At 43.5% G+C, this 16,566-nt stretch carries 6 protein-coding genes; 3 read left to right on the forward strand and 3 right to left on the reverse strand.

The genetic code is table 11. The features are described 5' to 3' along the window. Window positions 1–40: 40 nt before the first annotated feature. Window positions 41–12,229: a tandem-95 repeat protein gene (locus QF117_RS14335; protein ID WP_282386354.1), complete on the reverse strand. Its 12,189-nt coding sequence runs from the start codon at window positions 12,227–12,229 to the stop codon at window positions 41–43. Window positions 12,230–12,597: 368 nt separating this feature from the next. On the opposite strand from QF117_RS14335, the gene QF117_RS14340 reads away from it, so the two are divergent. The 3 genes from QF117_RS14340 to QF117_RS14350 all read left to right on the forward strand — a co-directional run bounded on the left by QF117_RS14340 (window position 12,598) and on the right by QF117_RS14350 (window position 15,021). Further along, window positions 12,598–13,905: a TolC family outer membrane protein gene (locus tag QF117_RS14340; protein ID WP_282386355.1), complete on the forward strand. Its 1,308-nt coding sequence runs from the start codon at window positions 12,598–12,600 to the stop codon at window positions 13,903–13,905. A 1-nt stretch (window position 13,906) separates the two neighbouring features. Next, window positions 13,907–14,518: an OmpA family protein gene (locus QF117_RS14345; protein WP_282386357.1), complete on the forward strand. Its 612-nt coding sequence runs from the start codon at window positions 13,907–13,909 to the stop codon at window positions 14,516–14,518. Window positions 14,519–14,655: 137 nt separating this feature from the next. Continuing rightward, window positions 14,656–15,021 (forward strand): DUF2750 domain-containing protein, encoded by a 366-nt coding sequence (locus QF117_RS14350; protein ID WP_282386359.1) that lies wholly within the window; start codon window positions 14,656–14,658, stop codon window positions 15,019–15,021. 65 nt (window positions 15,022–15,086) lie between these two features. Here the strand turns inward: QF117_RS14350 and queC are convergent, their stop codons facing one another. Both queC and queE read right to left on the reverse strand, forming a co-directional pair. Next, on the reverse strand, window positions 15,087–15,776 hold the full coding sequence (gene queC / locus QF117_RS14355) for a 7-cyano-7-deazaguanine synthase QueC (protein ID WP_282386360.1): 690 nt from the start codon (window positions 15,774–15,776) through the stop codon (window positions 15,087–15,089). 18 nt (window positions 15,777–15,794) lie between these two features. Beyond that, the gene (queE, locus tag QF117_RS14360; RefSeq protein WP_282386362.1) at window positions 15,795–16,463 is read right to left on the reverse strand and encodes a 7-carboxy-7-deazaguanine synthase QueE; all 669 of its coding nucleotides are present in this window, start codon (window positions 16,461–16,463) and stop codon (window positions 15,795–15,797) included. Window positions 16,464–16,566 lie beyond the last annotated feature (103 nt).

A 16,566-nucleotide genomic window follows, 5' to 3' on the forward strand; every position in this document is an offset into this window, starting at 1 on the left:
AGAAAAAACAGTTAAAGGGCCTTTCAGCCCTTAGTTGTTTTTAATCGATTGTCTTGAGTGACATCAAGTCATTTAACAAGCTAGTTACATTTACATCACTAAGTTCATTACTTGAAAACTGAGATGCAGCATCATCTAACACTATGATTTGACTATGACCCTCATTACCGCTCGCCATAGTAAGTGTAATATCACTATCAACTACAGTAACATCGATAGTTCTTAACAAGTCATCAATTGACTCACCGGCATCTGTATCAACTAATTCACTCAGATCGATACGATCTTCAAAACGGTTGAAATCAACAATGTGATCCTCATGAGTATCCAAGGCATCTAATTCATTCCATTTAAAGACGTCAAAGCCTTCATCTCCTATCAATATGTCACTGCCATTGTCACCGAGAAGAATATCATCACCAGCACCACCGATGATCGTATCGTTATCTGAACCGCCGCGTATAGCATCATTTCCTTCGCCACCATCTAAGATGTCATGGCCTGAGCCACCAAAGATAATATCCTGGCCTTCTTCACCATAGACTTGGTCATTTCCGCCACCTGCTTGTGCAATATCCAAGCCCGGATTTGAGGCACCGTTAATACCCTTCAATCCTGAATTTTCATCTCCCGCAGTATCAAACAATTGATCCATAGATCTAGAAGCATAATCTTTCAGCGCTTGATCGTGTGTATTTGGATCCACATTTACATCTACACCTGGTGAATGACCCTCACCCAAATAAATTGTATCACTGCCACTGCCCATTGTGACGGTATCGCTCGCAATACCAACATCTATAACTGCTCCATTTATTGGGTCATAAGCAAGAATGTCATGGCTTTCAGTTTCAAACAATTTAGCCGCAGATGTAGCCCAAGATATCGTTCTATCAAGCATTACATACTGGCCATCAGATCCTATCTCCCAACCGCCTTTCAGTACTGATACGTTATCCAGACCAGGACCTCCGATGATTTCATCACCAGGTAGAGCATTAGATGCCTCAACGCTAACGGTACCTTTTTCTTCGCTCTTATTATTGTCCGTATCTATCGCCCAATAGGTAAACTTATCATTAATTTCGACAGCCCCATTTGCGACCATATCCACACTTGAAAGGTTAAACCCTGCTTGCGCATTGTTTGTTAGCGCGGTTCCAACTAATCTCACCTCATCAAACGTAGTGTCATTTGAAGATATCGTTGCTCGTCCTGAATGATGATCGATAGCTGTTAATGATAGAGTTTGAGTACCAACAAGCTGACCATTATCAAATAGGTGCGCAATAACAACAGCTTTAGAAGGGTTACCTAAATGACCATTCAAGCTGTCTAGAGTAACCGAAAGTGAAGAAATATTACCTTGCTCGGAAACAATAGCGATATATTCTCCAATCTGAGTTTCTTTACCTTGTCCGTTCCCTTTGTCTAAGTTGCTATCTACATAGTAACCACCCTGAGACGGGTTTCCATCAAACTTGATCTGACCATCGTTTATAAACTTGCCATCAACGATAGTACCACCAGAGATAGACATATTGTTTACCGTTAAGATATCGATACCTTCGCCAACAAGAGCACCATCAGAGCCATCTATACTTGTTGTTACTTCGCTACCTCTGTCAGCAACATAGAATACTTTTGAAGTGTCTGCTATTACGTCACCTTCATTAATTTCCGTGTAAGTTTTATCGCCAGTTTGATAATAAAGCTTGCCGTGTAAAGGCATATCAGCCAATTCGACTCGTGTAACTTTTCCTGCATCTGCATCATCTTCTACATCTGTAGCATTAGGTTCAAAGTCAACGTCAGCGACACTATGTTCAGATGAAATTGAAAAGTCATTAGCTGTTGGTAAACCAATATCACCATTACCAGAGTCACCACCCTCTACTTTTTCTAACACCTCGACATTGATGTAGTCGATTGATTCTGCGGTTAATCGACCGCCGATCGCTTGCGGTTCGTTATCGTGAATAGCATCATCTTTGTTAGTATCTATTTCAGTAGATGTAGCAATGACCTTAATCGAGAATTTACCTGGGTCTTCGACTTTAATCTGCAGCTCTGAAAGATCCCAGTCAGTAACATCAAGTAGTTCATCTTTATTCTCTTCGGTGACGGTATACGTCCGAGCGTCATTTCCTTCACCATCTATTAATATTGACCCTACAGGCATCCCCATAAGCTCTACTTTTAAAGACTCTGATTTATCGAGTTCGTCAACTAACGATGCATTAATCTCACTTAACTTAATATAGGTATCTTCGTAGCCATAATTATCGACGGCTTTAAACGTGATGTTATCAAGTATTGCACCTGTAGAATCCGCTTCATCAGCTATCAGTAACAGTCTATATTTGCCCGATGACTCAATAGGTAGATTGAATGATTGACCATTTTCCCAACCTTCTGCTGTTGGATCAAAGTCATACAACTCAATGGTACTATTTGGAACAATGTCACCATTGTCGTCTAGTTTAATTAGCTTCACAGACATGTCTGAAGAGGCAGGGTTACCTTCACGAGCAGCAATGTCGAACTCAAATTTGTAAAAACGACCCGCTACCAGATCCATATCGGTATAAAGGACTTTATCGCCATTTTCACCTTCAATTTCCATTACTTGATTGATTGAATTCCCTGGCAGGTAAGTTCCTTCAGTCCCTACTTCAACATGTTGACCATCATTTGAAGTCAACCACTTACCGATAGTACCAGCGCCTTCCACCTTATTAATCTCGATGTCACTATCCCAAGTTCCAGATTTGATTTGAACATCCTCAAAATCAATGGCTGCAACTTTCTCGAACTCACCAATAGTTAGATTAGGTTGATCAGCATCTGGATGAACGTCAACGGTTAAACCGGTTGACTCGATAGCAATGCCGTTTTCATCTTGACCAATGACAGTAAGATTGAAATTGACATCACTATCTTGTGGAGCTTTGATTGATAGCTGATCTAGATCAGAAACCGAAACCGTTACACTACTAGAAGTAATGTTGATTGGATTATCGCCAACATATACAGCAGCACCTTCGGGGATATCACTAATTGTCACATGAGTTACTGACGTATCATCGTCATTCAATGCGATATTTAGCGGGATCAGTTTGTCTTCAACTCCATAAGAGGTTGAAACAAGCAATTCATCTACAGGTGTAATGTTCACAATAGACGTTGCTGATTCAGACTCTAGACCTGCTCCATCGGTAACCGTAATATCTATTTGTCTTGGAGTTTCATCGGGAGTGTCGCTTGAATTAGTAAATTGAATACTTCCTAAGAAAGATTCAAATTCTTGGGCTGAAGAAACACCTTCTAAGGTATCAGAGACAATTAGTAAAGTAACAATGCCGTTTGCAACTGTCTTATCAACTCTAAAGCCTAGTGTTTCAGACCACGTTAAGTCATCACCATTTTTAGCATTACTCAGAACAACCTTCATGGATTGAATGGTGTCTTTATCATCAAAGATATCAGCCTTTGCATCTGCGATAGAAACAGCCGGGCCATCTTCAGTAAAGGTGGTTTCATACCCAGTATCACCGACTACTTTTGTCACCTTAACAACTAGGTCATCGAAATCGTTATCTTCTCTTTCTTGGCGTTGGTCATCAAAGCTCAAGACTAAATTACCATCGTCATCCAACGATGTTCTTAGCTGGCTATCTTCTTCGCGCCCAGTAAAGACATGAGTCGTCTTAAGCTCACCATCAAGGATCAGTTTTCCTTCTGCGTTGATTTCCAACTTATTCGCACCGTTAACGATGTTTGCACCGTTTGGTATTAGGAAGTAATCAACATTATCCAAAGAAGTGAGAGTCCCTAAGTTCGGATCCGTAACATCATTAGCATTGCCAATTAGGACATGAAGTTCTTGAGTTTGAGACAATTCGTCATAAACATAGTAACCAAACACATTGTTATAACCCGCATTCTCACTAACGAATTCGAGTTTATATTCAGAACCATCAAGATCAATCGTTGGTTTTTCATTGTCGAAAATCGTTGCAGTTCCTGCAATGGAATCACTTTGAGTAAGCGTTTTAGCAAATAGCAAAAACTGTTCATTATCATCACTAAAGTCATCGTTAACCGTGTTCACGACGACATCAAAAGATTGTACATCTCCTGGGATTTCTAATTGGAAGCGGCCATTAATGACATCAATTGTCTTTTCTGTATCACCGTACTTGATCGTAACGCTAGTCGTGTCAAAGTCTTCTGGAGACGTCGCACTTGCATTACCAAATCGCAACCTAACAATTGTATTCGTGTCACTCAGATTCGATAGTTCAACCGTGAAAGCACCTACACTTCCTTCTTCAATCCTGATGTCAGAAACACTTTCAACAACAGGACGATCATCGTCACCTACCTGCGGCCCATCACCGTCTGGATCAATGCTGCCATTGTCAACAATGTTGGTCGAGCCTTTCGCTGTTGCTATTTCGGTATCACCTGTTTTACCTGATACCAGCAATTCAAATTGCTCAGAAAGTTCATACACTGAATCGTCTGCGGTGCCTACGTTGACGAAAACTGCCGTTACAAATGGTGGCACGGTAGTTTTGCCGCCTTCTACTGCCAACGGAATCTTAACGTTGTTACCATCTAGGTAGTATGCCGTGATAGTGCCGCTTAAATCATCGGCTTCGGCGGTATTTTCTTCGCCGTCAACGCTCGTTGAAAGAGTAAGCTCAGTGGACTGATCGGATGGTACAGAGAGATTGACCTGAAATGTTGCGGCTGACCCTTCCGATACATCACCTTCGCTAACAACGGATAACGTCGGAATATCAATATTTTCAATGGTGCCTGTCGCAGCAACACCATCTTCACCACCAATGCGTAAAGAGTAAGTCTCATCGAGTTCGTGAACACCGTCTTTTTGTGTAGGAATCAGAACTGTAAAGTCTTTAACACCAACGGGAATCACGATCTCATTGCTATCGGCATCGTAAGTAACGCCATTAGTAAAGACAAGATCCGACAGGTCAATATCTGAATCGTTTGCGGTGTCGGTACCTAGCCCAAACTTTATGTCTAAGCGTGTTTCTTCAAGCGCACCTAAACGTAAGCCACCCTCTCTCAGTTCTTCTGGAACCAAATGTACCTTAAATGCCATATCCATACCTTCAGGTACGGATTCTGAAAGCAGCTGAATTGAGTCGACGGATGCTGGCGTTGGCGCTGGGTTAACAATCACATTTACCGTTGCACTATCGTAACCACCGTTATCATCGGTAATTTGGTATTCAAACGTCGTGGTTCCTACGAAGTCATCATCTAAATCAAAGTAAACCACGCCATTTTCAATGCGAGCTTCACCTTCTGTTTCTCCATAAACATAGGTAATGCGTAGGCTATCACCTTCTGGATCACTGTCATTGTTTAGTAATTCTGACGCTGGAATCTCGAGCACACCTCCTTGATTAACCGCATACGCGCCTTGACTTGACGCTTCAAAGCCCGTCAAGAAATAGTCGGAAGAGTCATCACCTCGGGCCGGTGTATTAACAAAGTCGATAGATTCAAAGACAATACTATCGAACGCTACACCTTCTAAGTCACCTGCATCATAGCTATAGGTGCCTTTATTGTTACCTTCATTTGCTACAAAAGTAGCACTCGCGACGGCTACTCCATCTAAGTAAGCGACCCATTTCCCTTGTTCATGGTTATCTGAACCACCTTCACCTTTATACAGATTTGACACTGTAAAACTGAATTGAGTGACGGGTTTATCTAGGTTAATAATGAACTGCTCAGACTCTCCGTCTTCGCGGTTAAATTGAATTTGTGATGCTATTCCACCGTTTTCATGGCCGCTAACACCACGTTTAATTCCGCTGTCTGTTATGTCTCTGTCTTCGGTTTGATAACGCGCAGAAATAGCTGCACCTTCACCCAATGAGCCATCATCAGTACTCCATGAGCCATCATCCGTAAAGGAACCAAGGCTAACACTGAAACCAACAGGATCATCACTCGCTATAGGTGCGGTACTTGGTGTGCCAATAGTGACAGTAGATTCGTCGCTAAAGTTACCATCGGTATCTACAGCTCGGTAATCAAAGGTATCCGTCGCTTCTGTCTCTATATAACGAAGTTCCCAGTTGCCATTTCCATCTGTACCTAAATCGACCTTAGTGATTTCTGCACCTTCAGGCAATGTAAAGCCGTCTGAAGGGATCGTAATTTCATGGAATAAGTTCGTATCGCCAGCTGTTGATTTCTGATAACTGAATGTTTCACTGCTAACTACGCCGTCGTTAGTGTAAAAAACAGTAATCTGTACACTTGACTCGTCTTTAGTGTTTAGATTTTCGTCAAACCAGCCACCGAGCCCATCTAAACCAAGAGTAACGCTATCCGCTGGACGGTCATCGAAACTAATAGAAATAGTATCTTTCTTTTGAATGCCGTCCCCACCTTTTGTTCCAATACCATACCCAACATGATCGGCTTTCGGATCACCAAGATATTGTACTAGAGGACCATTCGATGAGCTGATGGTAACTTTATCGCCATTTTCTAGAGTAAGCAGACGTTCATTTGCTTTGTCCGTTGCTTCCCCCCAGTTAAGAAACTCAGTTTTATTCGCTTCTTGCTCGCCAGGTTGAGCATCTTTAACCCCCAACACAAACCCTTCTGAGTCAGCATTAGGTTCATATTGAATTAGGTTTGGATCAAACTGTTTATACTCAGTATCGCCTTCACCGCTATATAGATCGGCTTCTGTGATTTGAATATTGTTATACCAAAGCGTTCCGTGATCAGGTAATTCAGTAATGACCACTTGGACATTCGCTTGAGGATCGGCATCATCTTCTGCATCAGAGATATGATCAGTGCCTTCCCCATCAATGGAACCAGTATCAGTGTCAAACTGAATAAAGGTTCTTCCTGATGATTCCACCTGCGCGGTAAAATCTTCTGCTTCTGGTGGGTTGTCTGTTGCATCGGTGATAACGCCAGTAGCCGTTGATACTGTATTTCCAACAACTAACTCACTAGTGGTTGATGCAGTAAGGCCTACAACTTCGTTGGACTCATAGCTGTCATCATCGAGCACTTTAACAAAGACTTGTGTTGACGTTTCACCAGCTTTGACAATTAAATCCGACGGTTCCGCTTCTTTAAATCCGCCATTCCCATCTGATACATAAAATACTTCGTCGGCATAGTCTATTCCAGCCGATGCATCCGCTGTCGTTGAATCACCGTCAATGGCAGCAGACAAGGTAAAGACGACGTTTTCACCAACCGTATTACTCAGTTTCACATTGAAGCCTAGGTATACATCATCCCCCTCTTCAACGGTGTTTCCACCCTTGATTTGGAATGTTGCAGTTGTGTCTTCATCGACATTAGGATTGCCTACTCCGCGATCATCTTCGATGATGCCTGTGCCTTCCGCAGAAGGTGTTTTGACAAATTCGCTGCCACTAGTTGCAAATAAGGTGACCGATTCATCCCCTTCTGTTTCTGCATCATCTTTAATTTGAACGAAAACTTCCAACTCAGTTTGACCGATATTCATGATCAGGTCTTTTTCTGTAATTGGTCTATATCCTTCATTGCCATCTGAAACAAATAGGTTGCTTAAATAGTCTGAACCTTTCGTTGCTACCTTTGGTAAATCATCACCTTCACCTTCACCTTCACCTTCTCGGCCAAGTTTGAGATCTAAAGTGACGCTTTCTGATACCGGCTCGTCAAGACCAATGGTGAATGATAGGTAAGTATTATCAGACTCTTCGACAGGATCACCAGCTTTCACTGTCATCTCGGCAACGGCCAATACCGTTACGTCAATCGTTACGGTGTCAAAGCCGCCTTGACCATCACTGACTTGAACATCAAACTTATCAACACCGTTGTATTCTTCGTTCGGGGTATAGACCCAGTTACCTTCCTTGTCGATGGTGACCGTTCCATTCTCAGCTTGGGTAAGAATAGTGTAAGCTAGGTCATCACCATCAACATCAGTTGCTACTACGCTTCCAGACACAGGGGCGTCTTCTTTCGTTGTAACACTTATATTTTCATCATCACCAAGTGGATCGCCGTCTTTTTCAAAGACAGGGGCATCATTTATTGGCTTAACATTAACGGTAACTAACGCAGTATCAGTGCCACCATTCCCATCCGAAATGGTGTATTCAAAGGTGGTTATACCGTTAAAATCTTGTGCTGGTTCGAAAACAACCTTGCCGTCAACAATACTCACACTACCTTCGATGTCGTTGGTCATTTTAACATCAGTAATCGTTAATTCATCGCCGTCAACGTCATAATCGTTACCAAGTAATTGTTGGTGTGGGATTTCCAGAATCGTGTCTTCGTCAGTAGTGAGATCGACTAATATTTCTTGGAGTTTAACATTGTCTAGGTACGTACCGCTGTTATCACCTTCTCTACCCACTTCGACAAAGCTAACGGTATTATCCCCATCTATTCCAATCACTTCGAAAGTATGGGTTTCCATCACATTAGTATCAGGAGTAATTGTGGCAATAACTTGGCCATTCCAAACAACTTGAACTTTTGCTGTGTGATTATCAGAACGTGCTGCTACGTCAACCGACAGTTGGTAGCTTTCTCCTGATTTAACACCACTAACGTTTTGAGAAAGGGTGACATTGTCTCCACGACCACCTTCACCTTCCATATCGATATAACGTTCGCCATCTGTTGTTACACGGTTATAGCCATCGTTAACGACGTCTAGTTTTCCTGAATTTGCACTATAGCCCCAGCCGTCTAGAGTACTCGCTCTATCGCCCCACCCCGTCGATTTATCACTGGTAAAGTTTTCAAAACTGCCATTTGTAATTAAGTTTTCGCCTAATGCATGGACATCATCAACAGCGATTGGCGCATCGTTCACGGGCGTGACATTTAAAGTAACCGTGGCTGTATCTGTAGCTCCATTTCCATCAGAAATGGTGTACTCAAACGTCGCTTCACCGTTGTAGTCTCTGTCTGGAGTAAACGTAATTGTCTTATTTTGGTAATCAACAACGAATTGACCGTTAGCGGCGTTAGTGACATTAGTGACCTGAAGAGTATCCCCATCAACATCACTATCGTTTCCAAGCAATTCTGCAAATGAGATAGTAATCGGTTGATCTTCTTCGGTTGTAAGATCTGGTTGCTGAATACCTGTTACCGATATGTTGTCTAGCAAAGCTCCTAGAGAATCAGATGCTCCAGAGCCAGCAAAGCTAATAACTGTATCATCACTTGCTACGTCAAACTCACCAGTAATTCGATACCAGCCATTTGAGTTAACTTCACTAATTTGTACATCTAGCCCATCATGGTCCGTTAATGTACCGTCAGCATTAACCGTTATCGTTACTCCAGCAACACTGAACGTCATATTTGAGGAAGTATTCCCACCATTATGACGAGGGTTATAGTCAAACTCTACACGTAACCTATCTTGTCCGGATGTATCGATATGTGTAGAAATCGACGTATTTTGGTGTGCATCAAGTTCAGCGAGATAATCACCATCTGTGGCTTTGGCAATCAAGCCATCATGCTGTACTTCTAAACCGTGAGTTGCGCTCCATTCTCCAAGTTGATTACCTTGAACAACTGTCCATCGGCTTGTTGATGTCATTTCTTCAAATGACTCGGTGAACAGCAACGTTTCATTTGGTACGTTGTAGCTATCGTCGGTTGCAATTGGGCCATCGTTGGTGCCCGTTAAATCAAGACTCACGGTGTGCTCAACCGTCGCTCCTTTTTCATCCACCACTTGCACAGTGAACGTCAATGGAACTTTTTGGTCTTCCGTTAATGCCTGCGTTGCGGCCAGACTGTTGTCCAGCTCGTACGTCCATTTCCCGTCTTGAGTAATCGAGAAAGTCCCGTAGGTGCCATCAGGCGTCTCCGCCACAGACCACGTCAAGGTCGAATCGTTTTGATCTACGTCATTGGCCACCAACTGCCCCGTTGCACTGATTGTGCCGGCCACAGTATCACCCGTATCCGTGTGACCCGCTTCCACTACGCTGCCCGTCGAGACGCTCTCAGCGGCATTAATGGTTGGAATGTCATTGGTGCCCGTTAAATCAAGACTCACGGTGTGCTCAACCGTCGCTCCTTTTTCATCCACCACTTGCACAGTGAACGTCAATGGAACTTTTTGGTCTTCCGTTAATGCCTGCGTTGCGGCCAGACTGTTGTCCAGCTCGTACGTCCATTTCCCGTCTTGAGTAATCGAGAAAGTCCCGTAGGTGCCATCAGGCGTCTCCGCCACAGACCACGTCAAGGTCGAATCGTTTTGATCTACGTCATTGGCCACCAACTGCCCCGTTGCACTGATTGTGCCGGCCACAGTATCACCCGTATCCGTGTGACCCGCTTCCACTACGCTGCCCGTCGAGACGCTCTCAGCGGCATTAATGGTTGGAATGTCATTGGTGCCCGTTAAATCAAGACTCACGGTGTGCTCAACCGTCGCTCCTTTTTCATCCACCACTTGCACAGTGAACGTCAATGGAACTTTTTGGTCTTCCGTTAATGCCTGCGTTGCGGCCAGACTGTTGTCCAGCTCGTACGTCCATTTCCCGTCTTGAGTAATCGAGAAAGTCCCGTAGGTAGCATCAGGCGTCTCCGCCACAGACCACGTCAAAGTCGAATCGTTTTGATCTACGTCATTGGCCACCAACTGCCCCGTTGCACTGATTGTGCCGGCCACAGTATCACCCGTATCCGTGTGACCCGCTTCCACTACGCTGCCCGTCGAGACGCTCTCAGTAGCATTTATGGTTGGAATGTCATTGGTGCCCGTTAAGTCAAGACTCACGGTGTGCTCAACCGTCGCCCCGTTTTCATCCACCACTTGCACAGTGAACGTCAATGGAACTTTTTGGTCTTCCGTTAATGCCTGCGTTGCGGCCAGACTGTTGTCCAGCTCGTACGTCCATTTCCCGTCTTGAGTAATCGAGAAAGTCCCGTAGGTAGCATCAGGCGTCTCCGCCACAGACCACGTCAAAGTCGAATCGTTTTGATCTACGTCATTGGCCACCAACTGCCCCGTTGCACTGATTGTGCCGGCCACAGTATCACCCGTATCCGTGTGACCCGCTTCCACTACGCTGCCCGTCGAGACGCTTTCAGTGGCATTAATGGTTGGAATGTCATTGGTACCGCGAACAATAATATCGACCGTCCCGGTGCCAGTACCATCAAACGAAGTCACATCAAACGACAGTGGGATTTCTGCGCCCTCAGGAAGTTGCTGTACAGCATCACTCTCATTATTTAACGTAAACGACCAGTTACCTTCTTCGTCTACTGTAAATGTCCCATATTCATTTGAAACCGTTACGGGTGTGACAAACTGCTCACCAGCATCAACATCTACAATTGAAAGTGCTCCCGTTGCAACGAACAGATCGGCGTTATCTTCAACAACCTCACCAGCATCATCAGAGACTGTCGCTGGATCATTAACCGGCGTTACACCAATCTCAACAATGAGTGTGTCTATTCCGCCTCGGCCATCAGAAACTTCGACTGTAAAGCTGTCTGGGCCATTGTAGTTTTCATTCGGCGTGTATTCCCATGAACCGTCAGGGTTAACGGATACGGTACCATTTTCAGGAGCAGTGACCTGTGAATAAACAAGGCTATCACCGTTCGTGTCTGTTGCAGAAAACTGCCCGCTGATCGGCGTGTCTTCTTCAGTTAAAATCGCAAGAGTATCGCCTAGTTCGGCATTTGTGGAATCGACAAAATTTGGGGAATATTGACGAAATTGCTGAAGCAGAGTGAGGCTTTGTGTTTGAGAAAGGCCTAATGCCTCCAATCCTTCGGTGTCCAACTGTGTTGATGCAATAATCGCACGGCCGTCTCTAGAAATGCTTCCAGATGCTGTCAAACTAGAGCCCGATGCTTCACCTGCGGCAGTCGCAAATTCTTCACCAAGCTGAGTTGGATCTTGACCTTCTTCTAACGCTGCAAAGATATCTTCAATTTCAGCGGTGATATCTTGGTTATCTCCGTCTTCGCCAACAATCTCAACCTGCAGAGGCTGTTCTGCTTGGGTATCTAACGAGCCATCACTTTTTACGATGACTTCTCCAGGGAGGACTTGATCTCCTTCGTTCAATACCTTTAGATTTCCATTAATGTCAATAACCACTATTTGCCCAGCAGCTAAATTGCTACCATTAATAAAAGTACCGATACCCATATGACGCCTCTGCTATTTCAAACTGCCAATCCAATAAGTCAAAATAATGACCCGTGGAATTACATTCATTATTGCTATAATTTAACATTAATAGGTTGTAAACAAAACCAATAAACTAACATTTCAATAACGCACTCGAACGCATAACTCGACCCATCTCTCATATTGAGAATGAATCGATATCACTATAATAATTTGATCTTAGTTCAATATATTCAATACAACAATGACGCGTTACAATGTTGCAAAACGTCTTAACTTTACAAATTGATTACATATATGGACAAAAACATTAGGGTTTATAACGATTCGTGTTATTTTATTGACGCGTCATATAACAAAGACAGAGTTGTCCAAGGAGAAACATCGTGAACTGGAATAGAATTAGTGCTGTTAGTGTTCTAATCGCCGCAAGTTTTCCGGGCTATAGCCAAACATTAGAGCAGGCGGTTGCTAACACGTTAAAAACCAACCCAGAGATAGCGGCTTCATACAATGAATTCATCAGTAAACGCTATCTAGCCGATGCATCAGGCGGAGCCTATCTTCCTAGTCTCGATCTTGATGCAGGGATTGGGTACGAAGCGATCGATCCTGCGCAGAATAACCCTGATACCGAATTAACCCGAAAAGAAGCAACGTTAACATTGACCCAGCTGTTATGGGATGGCTCTGCGACCTTGAATGATATGGACAGGACAGCAGCCGATGCTGAATCTATCCGTTTTCAACTTCTTGCTGACGCACAAGACATCGCGCTTGAGGTGACAAAGATTTACCTTGATGCGACAAAAGCGTTTGATGTACTAAGCCTGTCTGAAAGTAACCTTGCAACACATAAAAAAATCTATATCGATATTAAGAAGCGCGTAGAGTCAGGGATTGGTTCAACCGCGGACATGTCACAAGTAGAAGCTCGTATAGCAAAAGCGCACGGTAACTTACTTGCGGCGCAAAATAATCTTTTTGATGTGCATACTCAGTTTAAGCGCATCGTTGGTGAAGCTCCCGCAGGTTTGATTTTCCCAATGGCCGATCAAATTGCCATTCCATTTACTATTGACGAGGCGCTCAATTCGGCTTTTGAAAAACACCCTGTTATTAAGGTGGCTCAAGCTGATGTCGATGCGGCGAAGTTCCAATATAAACAGTCTAAGGGTGTGAATTACCCAACCCTATCCATTGAAGCGACTCAAACTTGGTACGATGACGCTGGCGGTACTGAAGGAAGCAGTGATGAATTTGCAGCCATGCTTCGTTTACGTTACAACCTATTTAATGGTGGCTCTGATTCTGACCGTATCGATAGCTATGCTTATCAGTTGAACAAAGCTAAAGACTTCCGTGATCGCACCTACCGCACTGTTGAAGAAGGTTTAAGACTCTCTTGGAGCGCTTTAGATCTTACGGTACAACAGAAAGACTTCTTATCTGACCATGTTGACTCGGCTTCTGAAACTGTTATTTCGTACGAGAAGCAGTACCAACTAGGAAAGCGTACGTTACTTGACCTATTGAACACTGAAAATGAGCTTTTCGAAGCGAGGAAAGGATACCTTGACGCCAAATATGATGAGCAATATGCCAAGTACCGAGTGATGAACGCAACCGGTAATTTGTTATCAGCGCTACGAGTGTCAACGCCAGGCGAATGGCACCAAGAGGTGGATTACTAATATGAACAAGCATCTTATCCCTTTACTTGTGACAGCATCATTTTTTTCTTCGCATACACTCGCAGAGGAAGAATACAGCTACATAGCCACACCAGTCGCCACGCAATTAGACGATTTACTCGATGACGACCGTGATGGTGTTATTAACGCAAGAGATCTGTGCGTAGAAACACCGCTTGCGTCAGAGATTGATAATGATGGTTGTGAAACCTACATCGACTCCAAGCAAGAGATGAAACTGAATATCCTTTTTGCTAACGATTCTTATGAATTGAATTCGGTCTTTCTGAATCAAATACGAGTGATGACCGAGTTTATGACCAACTACCCATCAACCTCGATCGAACTTCAAGGGTACGCCAGTAAAGTCGGCAACCCAGAGTACAATTTGAAGCTATCTGAAAAACGTGCTGAGACGATTAGAAAAGAACTTATTTCAAATGGGCTAAGCCATACTCGTATCGATATTGTCGGTCACGGGGCAAGCTCTTTAGCGGCTTATGGTGACGATGAACAAAGTCATGCACTCAACCGGAAAGTAGAAGCCACCGTTGTTGGTTTCAAAGGCTCGGTGAAGGAAGCGTGGACTATCTTTGACAAGATCGAAAAGTAATTACAATCGAAGATATATTACGGGTTCAATACTTGAAGGGTGCTAATGCGCCCTTTTTTATTTTGTTCCTATTTTCTAATGAGTTTCATTGATGAAAATGGTAATCTACCGCGGTCTAATCTATTGAGAGCACTAACATGACTAAATTGACCGCCGATATCCAAGCTAACCTAGAGCTATTTGTAACAGAAACCTGTCAGAACAAATTGGTTTGGGGCTTACGAAACGAAGAAGGTTGGTTAGCGTGTGATTCAAGTGAGTTCGAGCAAAGTGAAGTAATGCCTTTTTGGTCTTCAAAAGAAGATGCACAACGCCATAATGTTGAAGAATGGTCTGACTTCGAAATACTAGAAATCCCACTCGATATTTTTGTAGAAGATTGGCTACTGACTCTTGCTGAAGATGGCGTTTTGATTGGCACTAACTGGAACGAATCTTTAGAAGGTAAAGAAATTGAGCCTTCCGATTTAGCGAAACTCTATTTAGAGAAAGTCGTCAACTAAATGCATTTTCAAAAAACGTCGCAATTGCGACGTTTTTATTTTTGAATTAACAACAGTAAGAAAGGTTACTCCGAAGCCTTACTTAGATATTGCTTCATTACTTGTTCTTTGTTTTGTAGATACTCATCAAGTCCTGATTGTCTCAAATCACAAGATGGGCAATCACCACATCCATCGCCTATTACGCCGTTATAACACGTAAGCGTCTTATTTCGCACCAATTCTAACGCGTCATATCGGTCAGCCATTGCCCAGGTTTCGGCCTTGTTGAGCCACATTAGCGGGGTTGATATTTCAAACGTTCTATCCATTCCGAGTACGAGCGCAGTATTCATTGATTTAACGAACTCATCACGACAATCCGGGTAACCAGAAAAGTCGGTTTCACAAACGCCTGTAATCACCGTGTCTGCACCAATTTGATACGCATAAATGCCAGCGAGCGTGAGAAACAAAATATTTCTTCCAGGCACAAATGAGTTAGGTAAGCCATTATCTTGTAACTCATGAGAAACAGGAATATCGTCACGGGTTAATGAACTGATTGCGAGTTCATTCAGGAGAGTCACATCCATGACTTTATGTGCCGTTGCGCCCAGCTCTTTAGCAAGATCTTGAGCAATGGCGATCTCTAAGCGATGCCTTTGCCCATAATCAAAGGTAATGGCATGGACTTCATCAAACTCTTGTAACGCTTTGACCAGACATGTGGTGGAGTCTTGGCCTCCGCTGAATACTACTACCGCTTTTTTCATTATCTCTTCCAAATAGCCCTAGGCAATACTTAAATATTTATGCGTTTGCACCGACAATCGCCAGTTCCGTTTTATGCACGTTTCTATACACAGTTCGGTTGCTCGTGTTTTCTGGCTAATTGGTTGCAAAGCAATCACCGTCTTTTGATCGATTGTCACTCTACCTAACAGTTCATCTAAGTGATCAATATCTTTTTGCGTGCCAACCGGATGCTTGATTTCATCAGCACGTTCCAGTGCAGAATCAATAATAGGAAGCTTACCTTTCATTGCGACTTTTGGTGACACTGTCACCCAGGTGCTTTCGGTTGCTTTTACTTCAAACGTTCCACTGGTCTCAATCTGGCAGCGACACCCCATCTGCTCAAACGCCTCAGTTAAGGGACGTAAGTCATAGATACAGGGCTCACCACCCGTAATCACTACATGCTTTGCAGTATAGCCTTGATGCTGGTATTGCTCGACTATGCCTTCAGCAGAAATCGAACACCATAATGGGTTATCTTCAGTTTTGACTAAGATTTCATTGATTGTGCGTTCATCGCTTTCAAGCGCATCCCATGTTTGTTTCGTATCGCACCAAGCGCATCCCACTGGGCACTCTTGAAGCCGAACAAAAACTGAAGGTACACCGGTGAAATAACCTTCGCCCTGAATCGTTTCAAACATTTCGTTTATCTTATACAACTTACTTAACCCGAGGTGTCTCTAAATTAGGTCCGAGACCTTAAATGAGTCTTAGGTTAAGGTCAAATAAAATGCCAATCGATAAATGAACGAATATAGCGTG

The organism is Vibrio sp. YMD68 (assembly GCF_029958905.1).
GTDB lineage: Bacteria > Pseudomonadota > Gammaproteobacteria > Enterobacterales > Vibrionaceae > Vibrio.